Source organism: Aquabacterium sp. G14, from assembly GCF_037482285.1.
GTDB lineage: Bacteria > Pseudomonadota > Gammaproteobacteria > Burkholderiales > Burkholderiaceae_C > Aquabacterium.
Window position 1 is genome coordinate 53,549 of sequence record NZ_JBBEYB010000015.1, and the last position, 24,550, is coordinate 78,098.

At 64.0% G+C, this 24,550-nt stretch carries 24 protein-coding genes and 1 tRNA gene; 11 read left to right on the forward strand and 14 right to left on the reverse strand.

The features are described from left to right. Positions 1-55 precede the first annotated feature (55 nt). Positions 56-1,762 (forward strand): alkaline phosphatase D family protein, encoded by a 1,707-nt coding sequence (locus WIT60_RS14210; protein WP_339584541.1) that lies wholly within the window; start codon positions 56-58, stop codon positions 1,760-1,762. A 30-nt stretch (positions 1,763-1,792) separates the two neighbouring features. Here the strand turns inward: WIT60_RS14210 and mnmH are convergent, their stop codons facing one another. After that, on the reverse strand, positions 1,793-2,884 hold the full coding sequence (mnmH, locus tag WIT60_RS14215) for a tRNA 2-selenouridine(34) synthase MnmH (RefSeq protein ID WP_339584542.1): 1,092 nt from the start codon (positions 2,882-2,884) through the stop codon (positions 1,793-1,795). Beyond that, positions 2,884-3,918 carry a selenide, water dikinase SelD gene (gene selD, locus WIT60_RS14220; protein WP_339584543.1) on the reverse strand — a complete coding sequence of 345 codons (1,035 nt, stop codon included), beginning with the start codon at positions 3,916-3,918 and terminating at the stop codon, positions 2,884-2,886. The genes mnmH and selD overlap by 1 nt, the downstream gene beginning before the upstream one ends. Before the next feature lie 348 nt (positions 3,919-4,266). Here selD and WIT60_RS14225 point away from each other — a divergent pair, with 348 nt between their 5' ends. The 7 genes from WIT60_RS14225 to WIT60_RS14255 all read left to right on the forward strand — a co-directional run bounded on the left by WIT60_RS14225 (position 4,267) and on the right by WIT60_RS14255 (position 10,134). After that, positions 4,267-5,466 carry a tyrosine-type recombinase/integrase gene (locus tag WIT60_RS14225; RefSeq protein WP_339584544.1) on the forward strand — a complete coding sequence of 400 codons (1,200 nt, stop codon included), beginning with the start codon at positions 4,267-4,269 and terminating at the stop codon, positions 5,464-5,466. 631 nt (positions 5,467-6,097) lie between these two features. Continuing rightward, complete coding sequence (locus tag WIT60_RS14230; protein ID WP_339584545.1) at positions 6,098-6,340, forward strand: helix-turn-helix transcriptional regulator; 243 nt, start codon at positions 6,098-6,100, stop codon at positions 6,338-6,340. 14 nt (positions 6,341-6,354) lie between these two features. Then, complete coding sequence (locus WIT60_RS14235) at positions 6,355-6,618, forward strand: hypothetical protein (RefSeq protein ID WP_339584546.1); 264 nt, start codon at positions 6,355-6,357, stop codon at positions 6,616-6,618. Next, a complete protein-coding gene (locus WIT60_RS14240; protein WP_339584547.1) occupies positions 6,615-6,809 on the forward strand; it encodes a hypothetical protein in 195 nt (64 codons plus the stop codon). The genes WIT60_RS14235 and WIT60_RS14240 overlap by 4 nt, the downstream gene beginning before the upstream one ends. Continuing rightward, complete coding sequence (locus WIT60_RS14245; protein WP_339584548.1) at positions 6,806-9,229, forward strand: DUF3987 domain-containing protein; 2,424 nt, start codon at positions 6,806-6,808, stop codon at positions 9,227-9,229. The genes WIT60_RS14240 and WIT60_RS14245 overlap by 4 nt, the downstream gene beginning before the upstream one ends. Then, entirely contained in the window at positions 9,226-9,828 is a 603-nt protein-coding gene (locus tag WIT60_RS14250) for a hypothetical protein (RefSeq protein WP_339584549.1), read from the forward strand. Before WIT60_RS14245 ends, WIT60_RS14250 begins: the two co-directional genes overlap by 4 nt. 180 nt (positions 9,829-10,008) lie before the next feature. Continuing rightward, entirely contained in the window at positions 10,009-10,134 is a 126-nt protein-coding gene (locus WIT60_RS14255; protein WP_339584550.1) for a hypothetical protein, read from the forward strand. A gap of 317 nt (positions 10,135-10,451) precedes the next feature. Here the strand turns inward: WIT60_RS14255 and WIT60_RS14260 are convergent. Beyond that, a tRNA-Arg gene (locus WIT60_RS14260) sits at positions 10,452-10,527 on the reverse strand. A gap of 137 nt (positions 10,528-10,664) precedes the next feature. On the opposite strand from WIT60_RS14260, the gene WIT60_RS14265 reads away from it, so the two are divergent. Further along, positions 10,665-11,198, forward strand: a complete 534-nt coding sequence (locus WIT60_RS14265) for a c-type cytochrome (RefSeq protein WP_339584551.1) — start codon at positions 10,665-10,667, stop codon at positions 11,196-11,198. Between the two features lie 78 nt (positions 11,199-11,276). Here the strand turns inward: WIT60_RS14265 and WIT60_RS14270 are convergent, their stop codons facing one another. The 9 genes from WIT60_RS14270 to WIT60_RS14310 form a co-directional block, all read right to left on the reverse strand. Beyond that, entirely contained in the window at positions 11,277-11,834 is a 558-nt protein-coding gene (locus WIT60_RS14270; protein WP_339584552.1) for a DUF2946 family protein, read from the reverse strand. A gap of 8 nt (positions 11,835-11,842) precedes the next feature. Continuing rightward, positions 11,843-12,847, reverse strand: coding sequence for a YheT family hydrolase (locus tag WIT60_RS14275; protein WP_339584553.1), 1,005 nt, complete (start codon positions 12,845-12,847; stop codon positions 11,843-11,845). 7 nt (positions 12,848-12,854) lie between these two features. After that, complete coding sequence (locus WIT60_RS14280) at positions 12,855-13,310, reverse strand: YybH family protein (RefSeq protein WP_339584554.1); 456 nt, start codon at positions 13,308-13,310, stop codon at positions 12,855-12,857. Positions 13,311-13,321: 11 nt separating this feature from the next. Continuing rightward, positions 13,322-14,206 (reverse strand): formyltetrahydrofolate deformylase, encoded by an 885-nt coding sequence (purU, locus tag WIT60_RS14285; RefSeq protein ID WP_339584555.1) that lies wholly within the window; start codon positions 14,204-14,206, stop codon positions 13,322-13,324. Positions 14,207-14,275: 69 nt separating this feature from the next. Further along, positions 14,276-16,099 (reverse strand): AMP-dependent synthetase/ligase, encoded by a 1,824-nt coding sequence (locus WIT60_RS14290; protein ID WP_339584556.1) that lies wholly within the window; start codon positions 16,097-16,099, stop codon positions 14,276-14,278. Positions 16,100-16,179: 80 nt separating this feature from the next. Beyond that, positions 16,180-16,395 carry a zinc-finger domain-containing protein gene (locus WIT60_RS14295; RefSeq protein WP_339584557.1) on the reverse strand — a complete coding sequence of 72 codons (216 nt, stop codon included), beginning with the start codon at positions 16,393-16,395 and terminating at the stop codon, positions 16,180-16,182. A gap of 18 nt (positions 16,396-16,413) precedes the next feature. Beyond that, a complete protein-coding gene (locus tag WIT60_RS14300; protein ID WP_339584558.1) occupies positions 16,414-17,337 on the reverse strand; it encodes a branched-chain amino acid transaminase in 924 nt (307 codons plus the stop codon). Positions 17,338-17,412: 75 nt separating this feature from the next. Continuing rightward, positions 17,413-18,672, reverse strand: a complete 1,260-nt coding sequence (locus tag WIT60_RS14305; RefSeq protein WP_339584559.1) for an acetate/propionate family kinase — start codon at positions 18,670-18,672, stop codon at positions 17,413-17,415. Between the two features lie 16 nt (positions 18,673-18,688). After that, entirely contained in the window at positions 18,689-19,696 is a 1,008-nt protein-coding gene (locus WIT60_RS14310) for a bifunctional enoyl-CoA hydratase/phosphate acetyltransferase (protein WP_445207709.1), read from the reverse strand. Positions 19,697-19,854: 158 nt separating this feature from the next. On the opposite strand from WIT60_RS14310, the gene WIT60_RS14315 reads away from it, so the two are divergent. Then, a complete protein-coding gene (locus tag WIT60_RS14315; protein WP_339584561.1) occupies positions 19,855-20,448 on the forward strand; it encodes a TetR/AcrR family transcriptional regulator in 594 nt (197 codons plus the stop codon). Positions 20,449-20,474: 26 nt separating this feature from the next. Further along, positions 20,475-21,560: an alkene reductase gene (locus WIT60_RS14320; protein ID WP_339584562.1), complete on the forward strand. Its 1,086-nt coding sequence runs from the start codon at positions 20,475-20,477 to the stop codon at positions 21,558-21,560. A gap of 60 nt (positions 21,561-21,620) precedes the next feature. Here the strand turns inward: WIT60_RS14320 and WIT60_RS14325 are convergent, their stop codons facing one another. Next, positions 21,621-21,935, reverse strand: a complete 315-nt coding sequence (locus tag WIT60_RS14325) for a hypothetical protein (RefSeq protein ID WP_339584563.1) — start codon at positions 21,933-21,935, stop codon at positions 21,621-21,623. A gap of 173 nt (positions 21,936-22,108) precedes the next feature. Then, positions 22,109-24,550, reverse strand: a 2,442-nt coding sequence (locus tag WIT60_RS14330; protein ID WP_339582334.1) for a Tn3-like element IS1071 family transposase, incomplete at its 5' end; no start/stop codon positions are given.

The window sequence follows — 24,550 nt, forward strand, 5'->3', positions numbered from 1 at the left end:
CCACCGTCATGCCCATCGGGCAATCTTGCTCCCTTCCATTTGCCTGTGTGCAGCCATGTCTCACTCTGCTTCACGTCGTGATTTCGTCATCAAACTGGCCGCGCTTTCTGCGGCAGGCACGTCAGGGCTGACGCTGTCAGCCTGCGGTGGGGGCGACGATGCGCCGCCCGCTTTTCAATATGGTGTGGCCAGCGGCGACCCTCTGTCTGACCGGGTGATTTTGTGGACGCATGCCCGCTACCCGGACCGCAGCGAGGCGGTGCCCCTGGTCTGGGAGGTGTCCACGGACAATGCCTTCCAGCAGATCGTGAGCCAGGGGCAAACCCAGGCCAGCGCCGACCATGACTTCACGGTGAAGGTGGATGCGACGGGTTTGGTGGCCAACCGCGAATACTTCTACCGCTTCCGTGTGGGACGCCATGTGTCACCGGTAGGCCGCACACGCACCTTGCCCACCGGCAGTGTCAGCGAGGTCAAACTGGCGGTGTTCTCGTGCGCCAATTACCCGGCAGGTTTTTTCAACGTGTATGCCGAGGCGGCCCGCTCGGATGCACAGTTTGCGGTGCATCTGGGTGATTACATCTACGAGTACGGCGCCACGAACGCCGACGGCAGCCCGGCTTATGCCTCGGCCAATGCCGCGGCCCTGGGCCGTGTGTCGCAACCCGCGCAAGAGCTGACGCTGCTGAGCCATTACCGCCTGCGCCACGCCCAGTACAAGTCGGATCCGGACAGCAAGGCCCTGCATGCCCGGATGCCGATGATCGCCGTCTGGGACGATCATGAGATTGCCAACGATGCCTACAAGGACGGGGCGGACAACCACGATCCGCAGACCGAGGGCAGCTTCGCTGACCGCAAGCAGGCCGCCTTGCAGGCCTACCACGAGTGGATGCCGATCCGCACGGGCAGTGACCCCGCCGTCATCTACCGCAGCTTCGACTTTGGTCAGTTGCTGAGCCTGCACATGCTGGACACCCGTCTGATCGGCCGTGACCAGCAGGTGGGCTTTGGCGACTTGCTCAATCCGGCCACGGCGAGCACAGCCCAGGCCACCCTGGCCTCGCCGACCCGCCAGTTGCTGGGCAGCACCCAACTGGGCTGGCTGCAAGGCCAGATGGCCCAGTCCGGTGCCACATGGCAGGTGCTGGGCCAGCAGGTGTTGATGGGGAACATGGCCTTCCCCATCTCGGTATTGAGCACCCTGGAAGGGGGCGATGTGACCGCGGCCGCGCAAGCCGTGACCGACTACCTGACCGCCAAGGCCACCCCCGAGGGTGCGCGCACGGAGACCCAACAGGCCCTGATGAGTCAGCCCAAGCTGGGCTACAACCTGGATGCCTGGGATGGCTATCCCGCGGCACGTGAAACCGTGCTGATGACGGCCTATCAGCTGCAAAAGCCGATCATCACCCTGGCGGGTGACACGCACAATGCCTGGCATTCGGATCTGAAACTGGCGGGCTATGTCAACAGCGCCTTGGCGGGCACACAGGTGGGCGCCGAGTTCGCCACGGCCAGCGTCAGTTCACCGGGTCTGGAAGAGTACCTGTCGGCGATTCCGTCCGTGCAGGTCAAGGCCATCTTCGAGAACGTGGTGGACGATCTGAAGTGGATGGACCCATCGCGCCGAGGCTTCCTGAAGATGACCTTCACGCCCACCTCGGTGATCGGCGACTGGGTCTTCGTCAACACCATCTCTGCACGTCAATACACAGTTGCCGAGACCGTGCGGCACGTGTATCCCGCTCAACCGGTCTGACGGCCGTCTCTCGCCTGCGTCGCCTGGCCTTCAGCGTGGCCGTTGCAGGTAGGCCAGCACCTCGGCAGCCGCGCCAGCAAAGGCGATGCGGTCGGCTTTCTGTTGCCGTTGGTAGGCATACATCGGATCGTAGTAGCCACCCAGGAGTGCCGTGATCCATTCGCGGTGCAGGGTCAGGTCACCCGCTCCCGGCGCCTCCAGAGCCGCCTGCATGAGGGTGTGCAGACTCTGGTAACGCTCGCCTCCCAGGCGCTGCGCAATCTTCGCCAGGCTGCCCAGCAAATGTGCGCGGTAAGACGCGTCCCCCAGGGACACGCCAAACACGGCGACGAAGTCGGCATGCTGCGCCACCACATAGTCGCGCAGGATGCGGTCGACGCGCTCGGCAAAGGGCACCTCCAGCCACACCATCGGTGCCTGGGCCATGGCCTGTCTCAACACCAGAGGCAGGGCACAGCGTCCGATGTGGGTGCCCTCATCTTCGAGGACGAGGCTGGCATGGCCACGCGCGCGCTGCTTGAGCAAGTCGATGACCAGACGGTTCTCGAAGTCGATCTGGGCAGGCTGTCCGGTCGGTCGACTGCCGAAACCTGAACCACGGTGGTTGGCATGCCCCTCCAGGTCCAGACTGTGCGGCACCCGGTGCAACAGCTCGGTCTTGCCCGAGCCCGTGAGCCCACCCAGCACCACGAATCGGGTCTGGGCCACATCGTGCTGCAAGGACTCGATGAGGAAGGTGCGTAGGGCCTTGTAGCCGCCGATCACCCGCGGGTAGGTGATGCCTGCCTCGGTCGCCAGCCATTGCTGGACGATCTGTGAGCGCAGGCCTCCGCGGAAGCAATACAGCAGCCCCTCGGGGTGCGCGCGCGCAAAGTGCGCCCAAGCCGCGATGCGCTGGGCCTTGATGTCACCCGACACCAGGCGGTGTCCCAGCTCGATGGCCGCCTGCTGCCCCTGCTGCTTGTAGCAGGTGCCGACGGCCTGTCGCTCGGCATCGTTCATCAAGGGCAGGTTGACCACGCCGGGGAAGGCGCCTTTGGTGAACTCGATCGGGGCGCGCACGTCCATCATCGGGACGTCCTGAAGGAAGAGAGCGCGGTAATCCGCCGTGTTCTCTCGCATCAGCGCACCTCGACCGAGAAACGCTGTCGCTCGGTGAGCTGGCCAATGGGCGCGAGCTTCAGGCCGAGCTCAGCCGCCACAGACAGGAACTCGTCTTCGCCCTCGGGCGCGACCGCCACGAGCAGTCCGCCGCTGGTCTGCGGGTCACACAGCAGTTGCTTTTGTGCCTCGGTGATGGGGGCCACCTTGTCGCCATAGCTGTCAAAGTTGCGACCGGTGCCACCGGGAACGCAGCCTTCGGCCAGATAGTGTTCGACGCCCGGCAGACGGGGCACGGCCGCGTTGTCCACCCAGGCACTCAGTCCGCTGCCGTCGGCCATCTCGACCAGGTGGCCGAGCAGGCCGAAGCCCGTCACATCGGTCATGGCTTTCACGCCAGCGAGCTTGCCAAAGCGGCTGCCAGCGCGGTTGAGCGTGCACATCCAGTCACGGGCCAACCCCACGTCTTGCGAGCGGAGCTTGGCCTTTTTCTCGGCGGTGGTCAGGATGCCGATGCCCAGCGGCTTGGTCAGGTAAAGCCTGCAGCCGGCTGTGGCGGTGTCGTTGCGCTTGAGGTGACGCTTGTCCACCACCCCGGTCACGGCCAACCCGAAGATGGGCTCAGGCGCGTCAATGGAGTGTCCACCTGCCAGCGGGATGCCAGCTTCGTCGCAGATGGAGCGGCCACCGCGCACGACGTCGCGTGCGACTTCCGGGGGCAGCACATTGACGGGCCAACCCAGGATGGCGATCGCCAGCAGGGGGTCGCCGCCCATGGCATAGATGTCGCTGATGGCGTTGGTGGCGGCAATGCGACCAAAGTCAAAGGGGTCGTCGACGATGGGCATGAAGAAGTCGGTCGTGGACACCACACCGCGTTCCGCGTCGAGCGCATAAACCGCCGCGTCATCGCGCGAGGCGTTGCCCACCCACAGCTTGGGGTCAAGATGCTGGGCACCGCTACCAGCGAGGATCACATCCAGCACCTTGGGGCTGATCTTGCAGCCGCAACCGGCGCCGTGGCTGTATTGGGTCAGACGAATGGGCTCGGGCATCGGGGGCTTTCAGAGAAGGACAGATAGACGGTCTTCTACTTTAGCAACCGGCACTGCGAATAAATTGAAGATAACGCGTACTCGTGAACCATGGAAGGCTGACCTGCTCGCGGTCAGCGCTTTGCGTCGACGGTGATGAGGCGGCTTGATCGCCCCGGGACGCTTCACTAATTTTGGTCTACCAGAAGCAAAGAGGCCACCTGAAAGGTGGCCTAAGTGATTGAGCTGTTTGGCGCGCCCGGCTGGGATCGAACCAGCAACCCCTGCCTTCGGAGGGCGGGAAACAGTGTTTTCAATGGTTTCATGTTGTCCACCATCCCTCTGAAACCACCATGAATACGTGCATGTTTGTCCGGCCTTGTTCTAAGATGCTTGTCCGTACCTAGTCCGTACAGATTCAAGCAGGGGCAACAAGTGGCACACGACCTGAGCAAGAAGACCGAACGCAGCAAACTCACCCCACGGCGTGAACCCTATTGGGTGCGCCTGGAAATTGGCCTGTACCTGGGCTATCGGGTCATGAGCGACAACGTGGGCACCTGGATTGCCCGACGCCAAGAAGGCAGCAAGAAGACCTACCAAGCTCTAGGCCATCACGACCGGTACGACGACGCCAAGAAGGCCGCACTCGCATGGGCGGGACGGGTTGACGCTGGCGTGACCGACAAGGCCCCCACGGTGCAGACCGCTTGTGAGCACTACGTCCAACACCAACGAACGGAGAAAGGTGACAAGGCGGCAAATGATGCCGAGGGTCGCTTCAAGCGGCTGGTGTACGGAACCGCCTTCGGCAAGATCACGCTGGACAAGCTGAACACCATCAAGGTGCGGGCATGGCGTGATGCGCAGATTCCAAAGGGCGACGACTTCGACGACGACACCGTGCGACGCGCCAAGGATTCGACAAATCGAAACCTTGCCACGCTCAAGGCCGCACTGAACCTTGCGCACCGTGACCGCCTTACAGCCTCAGACGACGCATGGAAGACCGTGACCGCGTTTGAAAAAGTGGGCAAGCGGCGCACCATCTTCTTGAACACCGACCAGCGGCGTGCGCTGGTGGCGCATTGTGGTGATGGCCTGCGCGAACTGGTGACCGCCCTACTCCTGACCGGCATTCGTCCCGGCGAGCTTGCCGGGTGCGACGTGGCCGACTTCGACAAGATCACCGGGACGCTGACCATCCGTATCAGCAAGACCGAGGCGCGCACCGTGCCCCTGTCCACAGCGGCAATCGAGCACTTCAAGGCGGCGACCAAAGACCGGATTGGAGCCGCACCATTGATCCCTGACGGCTTCGGCAAGCGGTGGAACAAGGACGCATGGAAAAAGCCTTTCAAGGCCGCTGTGGTGGCCGCTGGCCTGCCTGACAAGACGGTGATGTACACCCTGCGTCACTGCGCCATCACGGAACTGATCGCGGGCGGCATGGATTCCCACCTTGTCGCCAAGATCGCGGGTACGTCCACGGCGATGATCGACGCGAACTATGGTCACCTGCGCGTCGATAAGACCCGTGCGCTGATGGACAAGACGGCGATGCTCTGACCGCCAGTTGCTGCGTCAAGACCCGCAAGCGGCAAGACAAGGACGGCAAGGACAACTACATCACCGAAATCAACCCCGATCACCTGAAGAACATCCTGCGCGCCACGACTACTTCAACGACAACATGTCCGAGGGCATCCCTTTTTGCACAACGTCAGCACATGGAGGTCAACAGCGAGGACATCCAGCCCAAGGTGAACAAGCGCAAAAGCGACGCGTGCCTAGGTGATCGAGCACGATAACGACAACGTTTACAACGTGCTGCGCCACTTCTGTACGCCCGCACAGCCCAGGAGGGCCTGACGTATCTGTAGGAGGGCAAGCCTCTCAGGACACCCCACAAAGGGCGCTCCCGAAATGGGGCACTACAAAGAGTGCACTTCTTCTAGTGTCTAGCCAAAGGTAAAACTTTGTTCATAATCTGCCGCACTGGCTCGACGATGTGCCAGAAAGCGCAAAGCCTCAAGACCGGCTGCAACCGAGTCAAGAGGCTTTGCAGGTAGTCAAAGACCACCCAGTGTTCAAACTTTGCGGGCTGAACTCTGAAAATATACGCCATAACTCGGTTATCCGATGTTGTCCGTGTGTGTTTGTGGGGGCTTTGACTGGAATTGACCTGAAGGATCACCAGTTGAAAAGCGCAACCGTATCAAGCACCCCCAGCAACCGCCAGCCGCTCCATGTGGCGCAACTCAACGCGGCACTGCTGAACGTCAAGACCGTGATGGACACGACGGGCATGTCCCGCTCAACGATCCACGCCAAGGTCAAAGACGGCACATTCCCCGCCCCCATCAAGCTGTCTGCCCGGTGCGTGCGCTGGCACAGCGAAGCAATCCGGCAATGGATTGATGCCCTGGCGACAGCCAAGTAATCGGAGGTTCACCCATGAAAAAGCACGCCATTGCGGCGGGCCTGGGTGCGCCTGTGCGCCTACGATCTGCTGACCTGTCACATCCTGATGCTGGCGCTGCCAGCGTGACCCAAAACGAAGCCGCCGGGCACCACATCGGCACCACGGCGGCTATCGGGACTCAGCACCCCGATTTTGCCAGCCTGGAGCAATCAGCGCCAGCGTTCACACATCGGCTCAAGGCCAAGCTGATTCACTGCGCTGCATGGCTGGCGCTGGTGTTCAAGGGGGTGGCATGAGCACCCCCACCGACAAAGAGTTTGCGACGGTGCGGGCCGCGTTCGCACTGAAAGGGCACAAGCTGTTCCGAAGCGAGGTCACACCAGACGGCGCGCATGACTTCATCGTGATCTGCTGGAGCTGGACACGCTACTGCAAGGACTGGCGCGAAGTGCTGGCGCTGCTGAACAAGATCGGGGGCCGGGCATGAGCGACCCTATCGACCAATTCAAGGACGCGATTGCAGCGGCTGGCCTGATCCCGCCTGACGTGATCCATGCAGACGGCAAGCTGCACCGATTCAGCGCCAGCGGCAAACGTGGCGACGATACCGGCTGGTGTGTCCTGCACCTGGACGGCGTGCCCGCTGGGGTGTTTGGTTGCTGGCGTTTGGGCATCACTGAGACATGGTGCGGCAAGCCTGACGCCGAGTTGACCCAGGCCGAACGCGAAGCCCACCGGCAGCGCATCAAGGCCATGCAGGCGCAGCGCGAAGCCGACCAAGCCGAACGGCATCAAGCGGCAGCGACCGAAGCGGCGAAACGCTGGCAGGAGGCGAAGCCCTGCACCCAGCACCCCTACCTGACCACCAAGGGCGTGCAAGCGCATGGCGTGCGGATTGACGCGGCGGGCGGGCTGATCGTGCCCATGCGCGACACAGCGGGCACCCTGCACAGCTTGCAGACGATCACGTCAGACGGTGAGAAGCGGTTTCTGTCCGGCGGCAGGGTGAAGGGTTGCTATCTCGCCATCGGCAAACCCAAGGGCGGCAGGCTGATCGTGTGCGAGGGGTACGCGACCGGCGCAAGCATTCATGAAGCGACCGGCGAAGCGGTGGCCGTGGCCTTCAACGCGGGCAACCTGGGATCGGTGGCACTGGCGCTGCGCACCAAGTATCCGACTCTGAAGATCACGGTGGCCGCTGATGACGACTACCTGACCGAAGGCAACCCCGGCATGACGAAGGCCACGGCAACGGCGCAAGCTGTGGGCGGCTGTGTGGCCGTGCCTGACTTCGGAGCTACCCGACCAGACCGGGCGACTGACTTCAACGACCTGCACCAAGTGGCGGGCCTGGACGCGGTGCGGCGTTGCATCGAGGCGGCGCATTCAGCGCCAGCGACGGGCAGCGGATGGCCTGAGCCTATGCCCTTGCCTGACGCCTTGCCACCTGTGCAAGCCTTCGATGCTGACCTGATGCCCGAGGCTTTGCGGGCCTGGGTGATGGACATTGCCCACCGGATGCAGTGCCCCCCTGACTTCCCGGCGGTGGCCGCGCTGGTGGCGGCATCAAGCCTGATCGGTGCGCGTGCCGTGGTGCAACCCAAAGCCCGCGACGATTGGCAGGTAGTCCCGAACCTGTGGGGCATGACCGTGGGCAGACCGGGCGTGAAGAAAAGCCCGGCCCTGTCCGAAGCCCTGCGACCGCTCAACCGATTGCAGCAAGCCGAGTTTGACCAATGGCAGGTGGCGCATGAAGCCTGGGCGCTGGATTGCAAGGTGGCCGAACTGGCAGGGATCGACAACGAGAAGAAAGCCAAGGGACTTGCAGCAAAAGACCCGGCGGCAGCGCGTGCCCTGCTGACACCTGCTGACACACCAGACGAACCCATTGCGCGGCGCTTCACCGTCAACGACGCCACGGTGGAGAAGTTGGGCGAACTGATGCAGCAAAACCCCTGGGGCACCCTGTCATATCGGGATGAGCTGTATGGGCTGCTGACCGGCCTGGACAAGCAAGGGCAAGAGGGATCACGCGCTTTCTACCTTCAAGCCTATGACGGCAATCAGGGGTACACCTTCGACCGCATCGGGCGCGGGACGGTACACATCCCCCGTGTGTGTCTGGCAATGATCGGCGGCATTCAACCTGGACGCATTCAGGAGTACGTGCGCGGTGCGGTGGCGGGCGGCAGTGCTGACGATGGCCTGTTGCAGCGGTTTGGCCTGACGGTGTGGCCTGACACCGATGGCGAGTTTGTCCACGTTGACCAATGGCCCGACACGCCAGCCAAGCAAGCCGCCTGGGCAGTGTTTGAGCGTTTGGCCGCACTGGAGCCAGCCAGCGAAACAGAGCCGCATGTCTGGCGCTTTGATGCTGCTGCGCAAGCCTTGTTTGTGGAATGGCTGGTGCCCTTTGAAACCGAGATTCGGGGCGAAGACCTGCACCCGGCAATGGTGTCCCACCTGTCCAAGTACCGCAAGCTGATCCCGGCGCTGGCGCTGGTGTTCGCACTGATCGACACACCAGACAGCGGGTTTGTGATCGGTGAGAACGAACTGATCCGGGCGCTGGCCTGGGGCGACTACCTGCGCACCCATGCCGAACGGCTTTACGCGGCAGCGGTGATTCCCGAGACAGCGGCGGCGGCATCGCTGCTGGCAAAGATCAAGGCGGGCAAGCTGACCGACCGTGACGGCGTGCTGATGGAAGCATTCACCCCCCGCGTGGTGGCGCAGAAGGGATGGGCCGGACTGGCGACACCGGACGCGGTGCGCAAAGCTGCTGATGTGTTGACCGACTTTGATTGGCTCAAGCTGGACGCGGGGCAGATGAGTGCTGCGGCAGGACGACCAAGCGACCGCTACGCCATCAACCCGGCGGCACTGACCGGGAGGGCGACGGCATGACATGGCTGGCACGACTGAAGAAAACAGCGATGCCCCCTGAACCCGACCCTACAAAACCTACGAAACCCCTTTTTGTAGGTTTTGTAGGTACCCCGGCGGGGCTTTCTCAAAAATCAGGGGGCGATGCGACAGCGGCAAACGATCCGTCCCAGGCTCAAGACTTCGACCGTGAAGCGTTCGAGGAACGGGCCGCGATCATCGAGTTTGACGGGGGGCTGTCACGCATCGAGGCCGAACGGCTGGCGCTGTCCACCAGTAAAACAAACCTGAAAAAACCTGAAGCCATCGACCCCGACCGGCATTCATGGCCGCACACCACGGCGATGAACACAGCCGAGATTGACACCCTCAACGCGAGGGTTCAACTGTTCACCCGGCATGGCCTGGATCAGACCGAGGCTGAAGGGGTGGCCGATGGGCTGGCGATCCGTGACCGTGACAGCGACGACCGGCGGCTGTGCCTGGAATGCCTGCACCTGAGAAACGGCGGCAGATCGTGGGCCTGCAACAGATGGCAGGCCGCTGGCCTAGCTGGCGCTGGCATCGCTGCTGACATGGTGATGCTGCTTCAACGGTGTGACGGGTTCAAGCCCACCTGAGCGCACAAAAGGTACTCCCGAGGGATAGCCCACCACGGGGTCGTGGAGCCGCCGGGATCGGCAGTTTTTCGACCCCTATGGGTACGTGTTTATTACTTCCCCTCAAGACCCCACCCAGGCGACGGCAGCGGTAGTTCTCGGAACAGTACGCGCCTGCGCGCGCGTGCGACCCCCTCGGACATGATCCAACTCGGGATCATCCTGAACGTTCCGCGCGCGCGCGAGGCGACCGCCAAAAACAAAGGCCAGAAAAGGCCGGTGCGCCTTCCCGGCGTGCGCGATGCTCCCGAAAGCTCGGGAGTGTGAACACCTGTGAATCAGCGTGAACACCTGAGCCGGGCCAACGATCCCTGACGGACATGCACCGGGGGCGGCTCTGAAGTCGTCAACCCTCGAGACAAGGAAACCGCGCTACCCCGCACGCGGAGAAAAAATCCCCCCTGGGCGATCAATCAGCAAATCAAATTGAGGCGGCACCGGGCCGGGGCGGCTACAGCATGACGCCCTGATGCGACACGGAAAAAGCCGACGCGACACGACCATCCCCAGGGAGCACTATCCGTACAAAGTCCGTACAGGAAAGAAAAAAGCACCTAGCCGCGAAGCTAAGTGCCTGATCTATATGGCGCGCCCGGCTGGGATCGAACCAGCAACCCCTGCCTTCGGAGGGCAGTACTCTATCCATTGAGCTACGGGCGCAGCAGTGCGGATTCTAGCAGGGGTCTGCGGGCATGCGTTTCATAGAAGCCGGTGCTCGACCTATAATGTCCCTTTCAGATGACCGGTCTTGCCGGTCGGATGCCGTCACCCACCAACCAGCGCCTCCTGAACACCCCATGAGCCAAGCGCCCCAAACCCAAGAGTCCGGTCATCAAGGCCCGATCAGCACCCCCCAGCAACTGATGGTTGCCGTGGCGGCCGCTTTCATCATCCCGGTGGCCATCATCGTGCTGCTGGTCATGTATGTCTCGTCGCACAGCCAGAAGGCTGCCGGCTCCGACGCTTTGAGCGCCCAGGCCACCGCCGACCGCATCATGCCCGTGGGCACCGTGCAGATCAAACTGGCTTCGGCCAACGCCGGCCCACGCTCGGGTGAAGAAGCCTACAAGGCGCAGTGCGCGGCCTGCCACGACGCTGGCATGCTGGGCGCGCCCAAGTTTGGTGATGCCGGCGCCTGGGGCAGTCGCATCGGTCAAGGCCTGACCACCCTGGCCACCCACGCCATCAAGGGTTTCAACGCCATGCCCGCACAAGGCGGCGGCGACATGAGCGACCTCGAAATCACACGTGCCGCCGCCTTCATGGCCAACGCCGGCGGTGCCAAGTTCGAAGAGCCTGCAGCGCCTGCTGCCGCGGCCTCTGCCCCCTGAGCGTCCACGCTCCAGAGAAAGCCGGCTCTTGGAGCCGGCTTTTTTCATGGTGCGTTCTCAAACGCACCCGCCAGTCCATCAAACAGGCGCAGGCTCGCGCACAAAGCCAAACCGGGCCGGCATCTCGGCGAACGCGATCTCCTGCGGCTCACCCCAGACGCCCTCCGCCACGGCATCGGCCGCCGTGGCCATGTCCATGGAACGCACCACGCCCAGCCCGGCCTCGGTCAGCAGGTACAGGCGGCCGTGCTCGTCCAACCAGCACGATTGCACTGCGCCCACGTCCTGGCCGGTGTGAGCCTGCACTTCAAAGCCATTGCCGTGCGGGTCGGGCTCACTGTCTGACAAACGCCGCACGCCCAGCACCAAGGGGGCCAGCTCCAGCTGCAGGTACACGCGCTGCGGGCCGTTCTGGAAGAACCAGGCCCCGCGCTCGTCGGCCAGATAGTTGCGGTGAATGAAGGCCTTGAACTTCTCGTGCTCGATCAGGCTGCCCTTGATCTGCGGAAAGGGTCCGGCCGCCTGGGTGGGCGCGTCGCGCAGATACCAGTCGCCGCGGGCATCCAGCGCCAGCCAGCCGTAGCAGTTCGGCACATTGGGCCACTTGAGCATGGCGGCTTTGACGATCTCGTCCATGACAGTCCTCACAAATGTTGGGCCAGCCAGCGGCCCACAGCCCGCGGTAGGTCGGCCACATGGCCCGGGAAGCGGCCTTGCGGAAAGCCCACATGCCCGCCTTCGGCCGGCTGCCATAGCGTCACGGCCGGCCCCACCTCGTCCGTACGGGGCAAGCTCTCGGCCGGCACGAAAGGGTCATTGCGGGCGTTGAGCACCAGGGCCGGCACATGGCGCATCGCACGCAGGCCCGGCTTGGCCGAGGCACGCCGCCAGTAGTCCTCGGTGCTGGCAAAGCCGTGCACCGGGGCCGTGTAGGCATTGTCGTACTCATACAGATCCCGCGCCGCCAGCAGGGCATCGAGCTTCACCACGCCCGGGTGCGCCCGCGCCTTCAGCAAGGCCTTGGGCTTGAGCGTGCGCATGAACATGCGGGTGTAGACATGGCGGTTGAAGCCCTGCCCCAGCGCCTGACCGGCTGCCGTCAGGTCCACGGGCGACGAGATCGCCACCACGGCCTTCACCAAGGTCTCGGCCTGACTGCCCGCCTCTTGCGCCCAGCGCAGCAGGGCGTTGCCCCCCAAGGAAACGCCCACGGCCAACATGGGCCCGGTGTGACGCAAGGCCAGGCGGCGCAAGATCCAGTCCAGCTCCTCATGGTCGCCCGAGTGGTAGGCCCGCAGCGTGCGGTTCATTTCACCGGAGCAACCCCGAAAATGCGGCACCACATAGTCCCAGCCCTGGGCCTGTGCCCAGTGGGCAAAGGCACGGGCGTAATGACTTTGCGACGAGCCCTCCAGACCGTGGAACAGCACCAGCAAGGGCCGCCGCACGGGCGCGCCGGCGGGCGCTGCCAGCCCGTCCACATCGATGAAGTCCCCGTCGGGCGTGTCCCAGCGCTCGCGCTGGTAGCGCACCGCCTCGGCCACCTGATCGGCACGCGGGTGGCTGTAGAGCGCCGGCCAGATGGTCTGGACATTGCCACCCAACGCCCCAGCGCCCTTCAGCCAGCGTGGTGCCTGGTAGTGCAGCATGACCGACTCAGTGCAGGATCGAGCGCGGCTCGGAGATGTCCGGCAGGTCCTGCGGCATGCCAGCGCTCGCGTGGTGAGCCACCATGCGCCAGCCCTGCGGCGTGCGCAGGTAGACATTGGTGGCAATCACAAACGCGGTCTGCAGGCCTTCGGACGTCACAGCCTGCACCTTCTCGGTCACATGGTGCACGGCGCACACGGCCGTCTCCATGCGGCGCACGTGCTCGATGGTGATGTGCACCGGCCCGGTCGCCAGCGTGGCCGCAAAGGCCGCCCGCACCGCCACCGTGCCCACCGTGCGCGGACCGCCGGGCGACACACAGGCAATCTCTTCGTCGTCGGCCCAGCAGGCCATCACCTTGTCCACGTCACCGTGGCGCATGGCGTCGTAGAACGAGGCCTCGGTCTCGTCGGCCGTGGTCATCAGAGCCTGGGCCGCCTTGATGGCGCGCGGGTCTTTCATGGCAAGCGTCCTTACTTGAACACCACGGTCTTGTGACCGTTCATCAGCACACGGTGCTCGGCGTGCCACTTCACGGCCCGCGCCAGCACCACACACTCCACATCCCGCCCCACGGCGGTGAAATCTTCCGGGGTCAGGGTGTGATCCACCCGTTCCACGTCCTGCTCGATGATCGGGCCTTCGTCCAGGTCGGCGGTCACGTAGTGGGCCGTCGCACCGATCAGCTTCACGCCGCGGTCATGCGCCTGATAGTAAGGCTTGGCGCCCTTGAAGCTGGGCAAAAAGCTGTGGTGGATGTTGATGGCGCGCCCCTTGAGGAACTGGCAGAACTCGGCGCTGAGGATCTGCATGTAGCGCGCCAGCACGACCAGGTCCACGCCTTCTTGCGCCACCAACGCCTCCACCTGCTGCTCCTGCGCGCGCTTGACCTCGGGGCTGGACCCCGTGGGCAGCGGCAGGTGGTGGAAAGGGATGCCATAGCTGGCGGCCAGCTCGGCGTAGTCCGGGTGGTTGGAGACGATCGCCGGGATGTCGATGGGCAACCAGCCAGAGCGCCAGCGGAACAGCAGGTCGTTGAGGCAGTGTCCATGCTTGCTGACCATGATCAGCACGCGCGGCTTGCGCGCCAGCGCGCGGATGGACGCCGTCATCTGGAACTGCTCGCGCACATGCGAGAACAGACGCTCCAGCGTGCCGGCATCGGCCAGGTGGTCGGGCGCGGCAAAGTGCACGCGCATGAAGAACAGACCGGTGCTGTCCTCGCTTTGCACATCGCCAAACTGCTGTGAGTCGATGATGTTGCAGCCGGCCTGATACAGCAGGCCCGACACCGCGTGAACGATGCCGGTGGTGTCCCGGCAGGACAGGGTCAGAACGAATTCGTGCGTGGTCTTCATGATGGAGAACGATTGTAGGCGGGGCGCATGACGATTGCGGGTCCCACACCCGATGCACACACCGTGCGATCAACGCGCATACAGGCGCTCGATCTCGGCAGCAAAGCGGGTCATCAGGTTGTTGCGTTTGAGCTTGAGCGTGGGCGTCATCATGGTGTTCTCGACGGTCCAGGGCTCCAGCGTCAGCCAGACCTTGCGGGGCACCGCGTAATGCGGAAAGCTGGAAGCCGCCTGCTGGATGCGCGTCAGCGCCGCCTTCACCGCAGCAGGGGCTTGCAGGCTGGCAGGGTCCTTGGGGTCCAACTGCAGACTTTGCGCCAGTTGCGCCCACACCTGCGGGTTCATCACCACCACCGCGGCGATGAAGGGGCGCTGCTCGCCCAGCACGAAGGCCTGCTCGAACAGCGGGTCACCCGTGAGCGCCTGTTCCAGATCGCCAGGCGGCACCTTCTCACCGGTCGAGGTGACGATGATCTCCTTGATGCGACCCAGGATGCGGATGCGGCCGTCCTCGATGGCAGCCTGGTCGCCCGTGCCCAGCCAGCCCTCGGGCGACAGAACCTTGGCGGTGTCCTCGGGGCGGTTCAGGTAGCCCTTCATCACGCTGGGGCCGCGCACCTGCAGTTCACGGTTCTCACCGATGCGCACTTCCACGCCGGGCAAGGCACGTCCCACGGAGGACGGATCGTTGTCGGTCGGCAGGTTGCACGCCACCACGGGCGAGGTTTCGGTCATGCCGTAGCCTTGCACCAGCGGCATGCCCACGCCCAGAAAGCAGCGCGCCACTGCCGGGGACAAGGGCGCACCGCCGCTGACGGCCACGCGCAGGCGTCCACCAAACTGCGCCAGCAAGGGCTGGGCGGCCAGCTTGTCCAGCAGCGACCACACCAGCCCGTCGAACACCGACCAGGGTGAGGCTGGCACCGGCAGACCCTGCTGGCGGCAGAAGCGCCGCCAGCCCACGGCCTCGGTCCAGGCAAACAGGCGGGCTTTCAGCGGTGAGGTGGCCAGCACCTCCTGCAGGCGCGCCTGCACCCTCTCATAGATGCGGGGCACCGACACCAGCACGGTGGGTCGCACATTGCGCAGGTCTTCGCTCAGCTGTGCCACCGAGCGCGCGTACACCACGCAGGCCCCGGCGGCCATCGGCAGGTAGTAGCCCGCCGTGCGCTCGAAGGTGTGCGACAGCGGCAGGAAGGACAGGAACACGTCATCGGGACGCGGCTGGATCACCGACATCACCGCCTTGACGTTGCTCATCACATTGCGGTGCGTCAGCATCACGCCCTTGGGCTTGCCGGTGGTGCCCGAGGTGTAAACAATGGCGGCCAGGTCATCGGCTTTGGGGGCCACCACACCGTGCATGGGCGCCGCCGTCTGCCCCGCTGCCAGCCAGTCGTGCAGGCTCAACAGCTGCGGGCCGGACGCGACAGGCGCATCCGGCACGGCGTTGTCGCACACCACCACCGCACGCAGCGCCGGCAGGTCAGCACCGACGCCGGCAATTGCCTGCCACTGGCTCACGCTCTGCACCACCAGCAGCGACACGGCACTGTCCGACAGGATGTAGGCAATGCTGGCCGGATTGTCGATGGCGTGCAGGGGCACGGGCGCCCCGCCCTGCACCAAGGTAGCCAGGTCGATGCTGACGGCATCCAGGCCATTGGGCAGCAGGATGGACACGCGTGCGCCTTGTGGCAGGTCCATCGCCTGCAGCGCGGCCGACCACTGACTCACCCGCTGCGCCACCTGTGCCCAGTCCAGGCTCACCCAGGCCTGGGCAGTGACGTCGAAATGGCGGTAGGCCACGGTCTGTGGTGTACGGCTCACCCGCCAAGCCAGCAGCTCAGGCAGGGTTTGTAGGGCATAGAGATCGGAGAGCACCTCGGACATGGTCTCGGTTCCTGGCAGATCAGAAAAGACAAAGCCCGGGCGAACCCGGGCTTGCTGTGTCGCGCGCGGCGGCAGGCACCTCAGTGGGCGTGCACGTGCTCGCCGTCTTTCAGCTTGTAGACGGTGCCGCAATACGGGCACTTGCCTTCGCCGGTGGCCACCACGTCAATGTAGACGCGAGGGTGGTTGCTCCACAAGGCTTGCTTGGGGTTGGGGCAAAACACCACGCCCGGCCCTTGCAGGTCGGCCGCGCCCACTTCCACGACGGCTTTGGGAGACTGTGTGTTCGTGCTCATGTTCAGCGTCCTTGGCAATCAGACCAGGGTCAGCCAGTCGGCGTACTTGGCATTGCGGCCATAGACCACGTCGAAATAGGCAGACTGGATCTTCTCGGTGATGGGGCCACGGGTGCCCGAACCAATCTCCACGCGATCGAGTTCGCGGATCGGGGTCACTTCAGCGGCGGTGCCGGTGAAGAAGGCCTCGTCGGCGATGTAGATCTCGTCTCGGGTGATGCGCTTTTCCTTGAGCTCCAGGCCCAGGTCCTTGCAGATCGCGGTCACGGTCTTGCGGGTGATGCCGTTCAAGGCGCCAGCCGACAGGTCGGGGGTGTAGACCACGCCGTCCTTGATCACGAACACGTTCTCGCCCGAACCTTCGGAGACGAAACCGGCGGTGTCCAGCAGCAGGGCTTCGTCGTAGCCGTCTTCGGTGGCTTCGAGGTTGGCCAGGATGGAGTTGGTGTAGTTGCTCACCGACTTGGCCTGCGTCATCGTGATGTTGACGTGGTGGCGGGTGAAGCTGGAGGTCTTGACGCGGATGCCGCGGTTGATGCCGTCTTCGCCCAGGTAGGCGCCCCAGGGCCAGGCGGCGACCATGACGTGCACCTTGGCACCCTTGGGGCTCACGCCCATCTTTTCAGAGCCCAGCCAGATCAGCGGACGCAGATAGCCGCTTTCCAGGTTGTTGGCCTTGATGATGTCGATCTGGGCCTGCATCACCTCGTCGAGGGTGAAGGGCATGGGCATGCGCAAGATCTTGGCGCTGTTGAACAGGCGCTCGGTGTGCTCACGCAGACGGAAGATCGCGGTGCCCTTGTCGGTCTTGTAGGCGCGCACGCCTTCGAAAGCGCCGCAGCCATAGTGCAGCGTGTGGGTCAGCACGTGGATCTTGGCATCGCGCCACTCCACCATCTTGCCGTCCATCCAGATCTTGCCGTCGCGATCGTCCATCGACATGGGGGGAATCCTTCTCAAAGGTGTCGCCACCCGTGTGGCGCTCATCGAACTTTTGATTGTAGCGCCCAGCGGCCCTCAGGCCGAGGCCACCGGGGCCGCTGCAGCCGCCTTCACCAGGCGTTCGCTGCCCCGCTGGCGGAAGTCGGGCACGCGGTGGCGGGTGTGGCGCGCGATCATCAGCTCTTCGTTGGTCGGGATCACCCAGACACTGACCGGACTGTCGGACTGGCTGATGCGGTGCGGCTGATCGCGCTCGGCAGGCCCGGCGGCGTTGGCCGCCTCGTCCAGCTTCACGCCCAACCAGGCGGCGTCGTGGCAGATGCGGGCCCGGATGGCCGCCGCATGCTCGCCAATCCCGGCCGTGAAAACCAGGCTGTCCACCCCGCCCAGAGCGGCCGCGAGTGAGCCCAGCTCGCGCCGGATGCGGTAGACGTACAGGTCGATGGCCTCGCGGGCGGCCGGATGCTCGCTGGCCAGCAAGGTACGCATGTCCGACGACAGGCCCGAGACGCCCAGCAGGCCTGACTGTTTGTAGAGCAGCGCCTCGATCTGGCGGGCGTCCATGCCGCGCTCGTCCATCAGCCACAGCAGCACACCCGGGTCGATGTTGCCGCAGCGGGTGCCCATGGGCAAACCGTCCAGCGCCGTGAAACCCATGGTGCTGGCCACGCTGTGCCCGTGCTGCAAGGCACACATGCTGGCGCCATTGCCCAGGTGCATCACCACCGTACGGCCTTTGGCGGCATGGCGGTCCACCTGCGGCAGGCGCGACGCAATGTATTCGTACGACAGGCCATGGAAACCGTAGCGCTGAACGCCCGCATGGTGAAACTCGCGGGGCAAGGCAAAGCGCTGCGAAACCTCGGGCCCGGTGGTGTGGAAGGCCGTGTCAAAACAAGCGACCTGCGGCACGCGGGGCGCCAGCTTCATCAAGGCGCGCACGGGGGCCAGGTTGTGCGGCTGATGCAGCGGCGCCAGCGGCACCAGCTCGGCCAGTTGCTCGACCACCGTCGGTGTCAACACCACCGGCTCCCGAAAGGCCACGCCCCCGTGCACGATGCGGTGCCCCACCGCCACCACCTCGATGCGGTGCAGGAACTGCGGCATGATCTTGAGCAGGTGCGCCAAGGCTGCCTCGTGGTCGAAGCCTTCCTCGCCCGACCAGCGCTGATCGAGCAACACCTCCCCACGCACATTGGCCACTTTCAAGCGCGGCGCGGTGCCCAGGCCCTCGATCTGGCCGTGAAACAGGGGCCGGAAGATCCGCGCCGTGAACACCGAGAACTTCAGGCTCGACGAGCCCGCGTTGAGCACGGCAATGGCGTCAGTGGTCATCGTCAGCGGCCTTCCATCATGCTTTCACGGCCGCAGCCAGCGCCTGCGCACGCGCGTGCGCCAGCAGCTTGAGCACCGCGGTGGAAGCCAGACGCATGCGCACCGAGTCGGCGCGGCTGGTCAGCACGATGGGCACCCTGGTGCCCAGCACGATGCCGGCGCTGTCAGCGCCAGCCAGGTACTGCAACTGCTTGGCCAGCATGTTGCCGGCCTCGATGTCGGGCACGACCAGGATGTCGGCCTGCCCCGCCACCGGCGAGACGATGTGCTTGGTGCGGGCCGCCTCCAGGTTCACGGCATTGTCGAAGGCCAGCGGCCCGTCGATCAAACCGCCGGTGATCTGCCCGCGGTCGGCCATCTTGCACAGCATGGCCGCGTCCACCGTGGCCTGCATGTCGGGGTTGACGGTTTCCACCGCCGCCAGGATGGCCACCTTGGGCTCGGGCACCCCCAGCACATGCGCCAACTCGATCGCGTTCTGCACGATGTCGGCTTTTTCGCGCACCGTGGGCGCGATGTTGACCGCCGCATCGGTGACCAGCAGCATCCGCGGGTAGGCCGGCACGTCCATCACGAAGACGTGGCTGACGCGGCGCGCGGTGCGCAGCCCAGTGGCCGAGGCCACCACCGCCCCCATCAATTCATCGGTGTGCAGGCTGCCCTTCATCAGCGCCTGCACCTCACCCGCGCGGGCCAGCGCCACGGCGGCATCGGCCGCGGCATGGCTGTGCTCGGTGTCCACGATGCGCCAGGGCGACAGGTCCCAGCCACCTTCCTTGGCCACGGCCCGGATCTTGGCCTGCGGGCCCACCAGCACCGGCTCGATCAGGCCGCGCTGGGCCGCCGCGATCGCGCCACCCAGCGAATCCGCGTCGCAGGGGTGGACCACCGCACAACGCACGGCTGGCAGGCCCTCGCAGGCACGGAACAGGCGACCGAACACATTATTGGGATGCTGGGCGTCTGCGCTGGGAGGACATGACGCCGTAGCGGGCGCAACGGGAGGCTGAGAAAGGTTGGTCATCACAAAGGCTGTTGGATCAGAGGCTGAGGGCCACAGAAGCATCAGATCTTCCAGGGTCAAGATGACAAGCATAGGACGGAAAACCGCAGAAACCCTGATGACCTACGGTCTTGCACCCCCCATTTGCATTTTAAGACGACCGGTCATATTATTCAGTCATGGCCCGCACCGCTGACAAAACCGACATCCCTCGCCGCCTCACCGCAGCCGGCTACGAACTGTTCACGCGCTGCGGCTATCACGCCACCGGCATCCAGCAGATCACCGACCAGGCAGGCGTGCCCAAAGGCTCGTTCTACAACCACTTCGAGAGCAAGGAAGCCTTCGCCGCGGCCATCATTGCGCACTACGCGCGCTGGGTGGACGAGGCTTGGGAGCGCTGCCTGAGCGATGCGCCCCCCGACGCCCACGATGCGGTGCGCCACGTTTTCACGCGCTTCATCGCGCACCACGAACAGCAAGGCTGCCAGGGCTGCCTGGTGGGCAACTTCGCCGCCGAAGTGGCCGAGACCAGCGCCTTGTGCTGCACCGTGCTGAACACATCGTTGTCCGGCTGGCGCACACGCCTGGCCGAGTTGCTGCGCCGCGCCCAGACCGAAGGCAGCGTGCGCACCGACGTCGATGCCGACACCCTCGCCACCTTCTTCTGGGACGCCTGGGAAGGGGCCCTGCTGCGCATGAAGATCGAACACCACACCCAAGCCCTCAAGGACACGGTCGCGCTGATGCTCGACCACCTCTTGCGTCCTTGATTTTTTTCTTCCACGGAGACCTTTGCATGAGCGACCTGTTCCAGCCCTTCCAATTGGGCCCCATCACCCTGGCCAACCGCGTGGTCATGGCCCCCCTGACCCGCAGCCGCGCCGAAGCCGGCAACGTGCCCGGCCCGCTGATGGTCGAGTACTACGCACAACGGGCCGGCATGGGCCTGATCATTGCCGAGGCCACCCAGGTGTCAGCCACGGCACAGGGCTATCCCAGCACGCCCGGCCTGCACACCGCCGAGCAGGTGGCTGGCTGGCGCAAGGTGACCGATGCGGTGCACGCCAAGGGCGGCAAGATCTATGTGCAACTGTGGCACGTGGGCCGCATGTCGCACACGGCCTACCAGCCCGACGGCCAGGCCCCAGTGGCCCCCTCAGCGATTGCCCCCAAAGCCAAGACCTTCGTGGCTGGTCAAGGCATGGTGGATTGCTCGGTGCCGCGCGCTCTGGAAACCGCAGAGATCCCTGGCGTGGTCAATGACTTCCGCACAGCGGCCCGTAACGCCATCGAGGCGGGCTTTGACGGCGTGGAAATCCACGGGGCTCACGGCTACCTGCTGGACGCCTTCCTGCGTGATGGCTCCAACAAGCGCACCGACCAGTACGGCGGCAGCATCGAGAACCGCGCACGCCTGCTGCTGGAAGTGATGGCCGCCGTCACCGCCGAAATCGGCGCCGACCGCGTGGGCATCCGCTTGTCGCCCGTTTCCCCGGTGAACGACTCCAGCGAGAGCAACCCGCAGCCGCTGTTCGAGCACGTGGTGCGCGAACTGGAGAAGCTGCACCCGGTCTACATCCATGTGGTGGAGGGTCACACCGGTGGTCCGCGCGACAACGCACCGTTCGACTACGACGCCCTGCGCAAGCTCTACAGCGGCGTCTGGATGGTCAACAACGGCTACGACAAGGCCATGGCCGAAGCCGCGGTGTCGAACCACCATGGCGATCTGGTGTCCTTCGGTCGCGCCGCGATCAGCAACCCGGACCTGGCTCGTCGCCTCCAGGAAAACGCACCCCTCAACGAACTGTTCTCGGATGTGGGCCTGTACGGCGGCACCGGCGCGCATGGTTACACCGACTATCCGTCGCTGCCAGCCTGAGGCGGAGCCCCGAGAAGTGCCCCGCGTGTCGGGGCTGTCGAACCGGTCTGCGCCCAGCCATCAAGGCGCGCGCAGCGGTGTGGCGCCCTGGGTCGGCATGAATCGGTTGAGCACCAGCTTCAAGGTGTAAAACACGATCACCGAGCCCAGGAAATCGCCCGTGGCCATCACAAGAAAGCCGGACCACTCGTGGGTGTCAGGGTCCCGCAGATGGAACCACAGGTGATGGAGCAAGGGGCTGGCAATCGAATATGCGACGATGCACGCCAGCAACTTGCCCGGCGTGAGGTTGGTCAGACTCCCCTGCAGACCAAAAAACCGCCGCGCCACCACATAGACCATGTAGGGCGCCACGGTCGCGATGATGCCGCCCATGAAAGAGCGCGTGAAATCATCGGGAAAGAAGGGGTCTCCTCGTTTTCAGTGCAATAAGTGACGGTACGAAAAGCTAGCACTGGCGCGGAGGTGGTGTTGGTAGATCGTTGATTTCATTGACTTTCCTGTTCACTTTCAAATCTGCGATTCGTGGCGTCAAACCGTGGTCGGTTTCATCCATTGGTGCCAGTTATCGATGCATTTGGCCGCGAAGGCAGGATTTGGTCAGCATAGCGGTCAACCGGGAAGCGAAACACACCCCGCAAGTTGATGCTCTCCAGCCTGGTGGGCGCAATCTTCCCGATCAGTTCCGGTGGAATGACCTGGCGGCGGTTCGACCAGCGATCCAGGACCGCCTGCATCTGTGAGGTATTCCACGCCATCACGATGTTGGCCATCAGGCTCAACGCATCGGCCACAGCCTGCATTTCATCGACACGTTTGGCCTGCGCCGGGCTGATCCGGCCGGTATAAATGGCGCGCTTGAGGGCGTTAACAGCCTCGCCCCGATTGAGCACCCGGCGCAACTCGTTCCTGAAAGCGTCCTTGACAAAGTAGTCAGCCAAAAACGCCGTACGCAGCAACCGCCCCAATTGCACGCCAGCCTCATAGATTGGATCGCCCTGGGCGGCAGAACCGAACCGCGCAAGAGCTGCCACCGCACTGGCATGTCCGCTCATGACCGAGGCTGCCAGGTGCACCAGACTATCCCAATGCTTTTCGATCAAAGCGACGTCGACATTGGCTTCGCACACCGCAGCGATTTCTGCGGGCACTTTGGTGCCGCGTGGCACAAAGAGGTGGCGCTGTTTGAGTTCCTTCAACCGCGGGCAAAGATCAAAACCAAGCAAACGGGCATGTGACATGGCAAAGTCGGTGTAGCCATGGGTATCCACAGCAAGCTGGCTGGTCTCCAGCTTTTCTTGGCGGATGACACCTTCAATGGCCACGCCCGCCTGGCGCTCATTGAGCACAAAGGGCTGCGCATGGAAGATGCCCCACCGGTCTTTTACATGGGAGTAGATTCCAATGGAAGGTGTGTTGCGCCGAGGATCAAGCCGGGCTTGCCACACCCGTTTGGTGGTCTCCATGCTCATCATGTCAGAAGATGCCAAATCGGACCGCCCCCAGGTGGCGGCAATCGGGTGTCGCTGCATGAATTCCAGCACAGCCTGGCAGGCCTGGCTCAGACGCCGTTCGTCCCGCGCCCAGCGCATGGCCTGGCGAATGCTGGTGGCAGACAATTGCGGAATCATGCGCGCGCATTCGACCGCAGTCAGACTGGTGCCGTGGGCCATGATGCCGGCATAGACCATCAGCAGCTCGTCGGTAGAGCGCGGCTCACGTCCGAGCATGATCCAGCTAAAGCGCACCTGGGCGTCAACGGCCAGAATCACTTCCGGCAATTGAACCTCACCGATGCGGTGATCCAAAGCCGCGCGCAGCTTGGTCACTTCTGGGTCTTCGTCCTCTGCGGGCAATGGCGACAAATGGAGTTCATCATCCACGCGCAGTACGCCACTGCGGGCTGCAGCGGCCACCGCATCGACACCGGCAGTTACTCTGGCCAGCAAAGGCTTCAAGAAAGTGGCAGCCTTGCTGGGTAACGATAGACGGGCATAGTGTTTCTTGGACTCTGCCTGCCAACGCTCGTCCGTGAAGAACAAGCGCGCACGACCCCGAAAGCTCAGGCTGTGCTCAATCCAGACCGAGCCATTGCGCACCGCGCGGCGCAGGGCAAACAGGGTGGCCACCTCCAACGCCTGAAACGCCCGTTCCCGGTCTGGGCTGGAGATCGAAACCTGCCAGATCATTCCCAGACTTGGTGCCACCACTTCAACTGGCAGCTTTCTGGATCCTTTGAGATATAAAGCTTGCAGCTTGGCAAGGTACTCGATGGCAGGATGCTCGCCGGTGGCCTGCCAGGGCAGCTTTGCAATGGCGACGAGCAACGACCGCACGGGGCGAATTCCATCAATCAATCCCTCGCGGACCAGGGAGGCCCTGCTCGGTGGTTTGCGTTTCTGGGTTTCGGTGATCAAGGCTTCAAGACGGGCACGCAACTCAGCATCTGGCACCGCACCTTGCGCGCTCAAGGCAACAAGTTCGCCGAGCAGCGTTTTGTACATTGCGGCCCAATTGACGGTAGCGGGGACATCGGCGGCAGCCTGACGCCACAGATCGGCGATCCGGCGCTGCACCATAAGGATCAACTGGTCTGTGGTGGTGAACAGGCAATACCGAAGAAAGCATGCGACCTCCACGGTGCGCGCTGGCTCTTTGATCTTGGCTCCGGCTGAGGGCGGCCTGGAGACAAGTCGGCGCGCGTAGCGGCGCAAGATGAGATCGGGGATGTCTGCCAGGTGCTTATGAACGTCCAGCGTGTAAAGCAGGTCGATGCGCTCCAGTACCTCGCTGATTTGGCGGGTTGAGTGTTTCGCCGGTGCAGCCCATAGCCAACTCTGCTGGGTTTGTCCATCTGGGCGCAGCTCTGAAACTGAGGCTCGCCAGCGATCAAGTGTTGCTGGATCAACGCTGGCGGCGATGGCGGTGCCTGTTTCAACTTCAAGCTGGGCAAGTGCCGCCGCAATCAGTGTCCGAATTGCCCGCTCGTG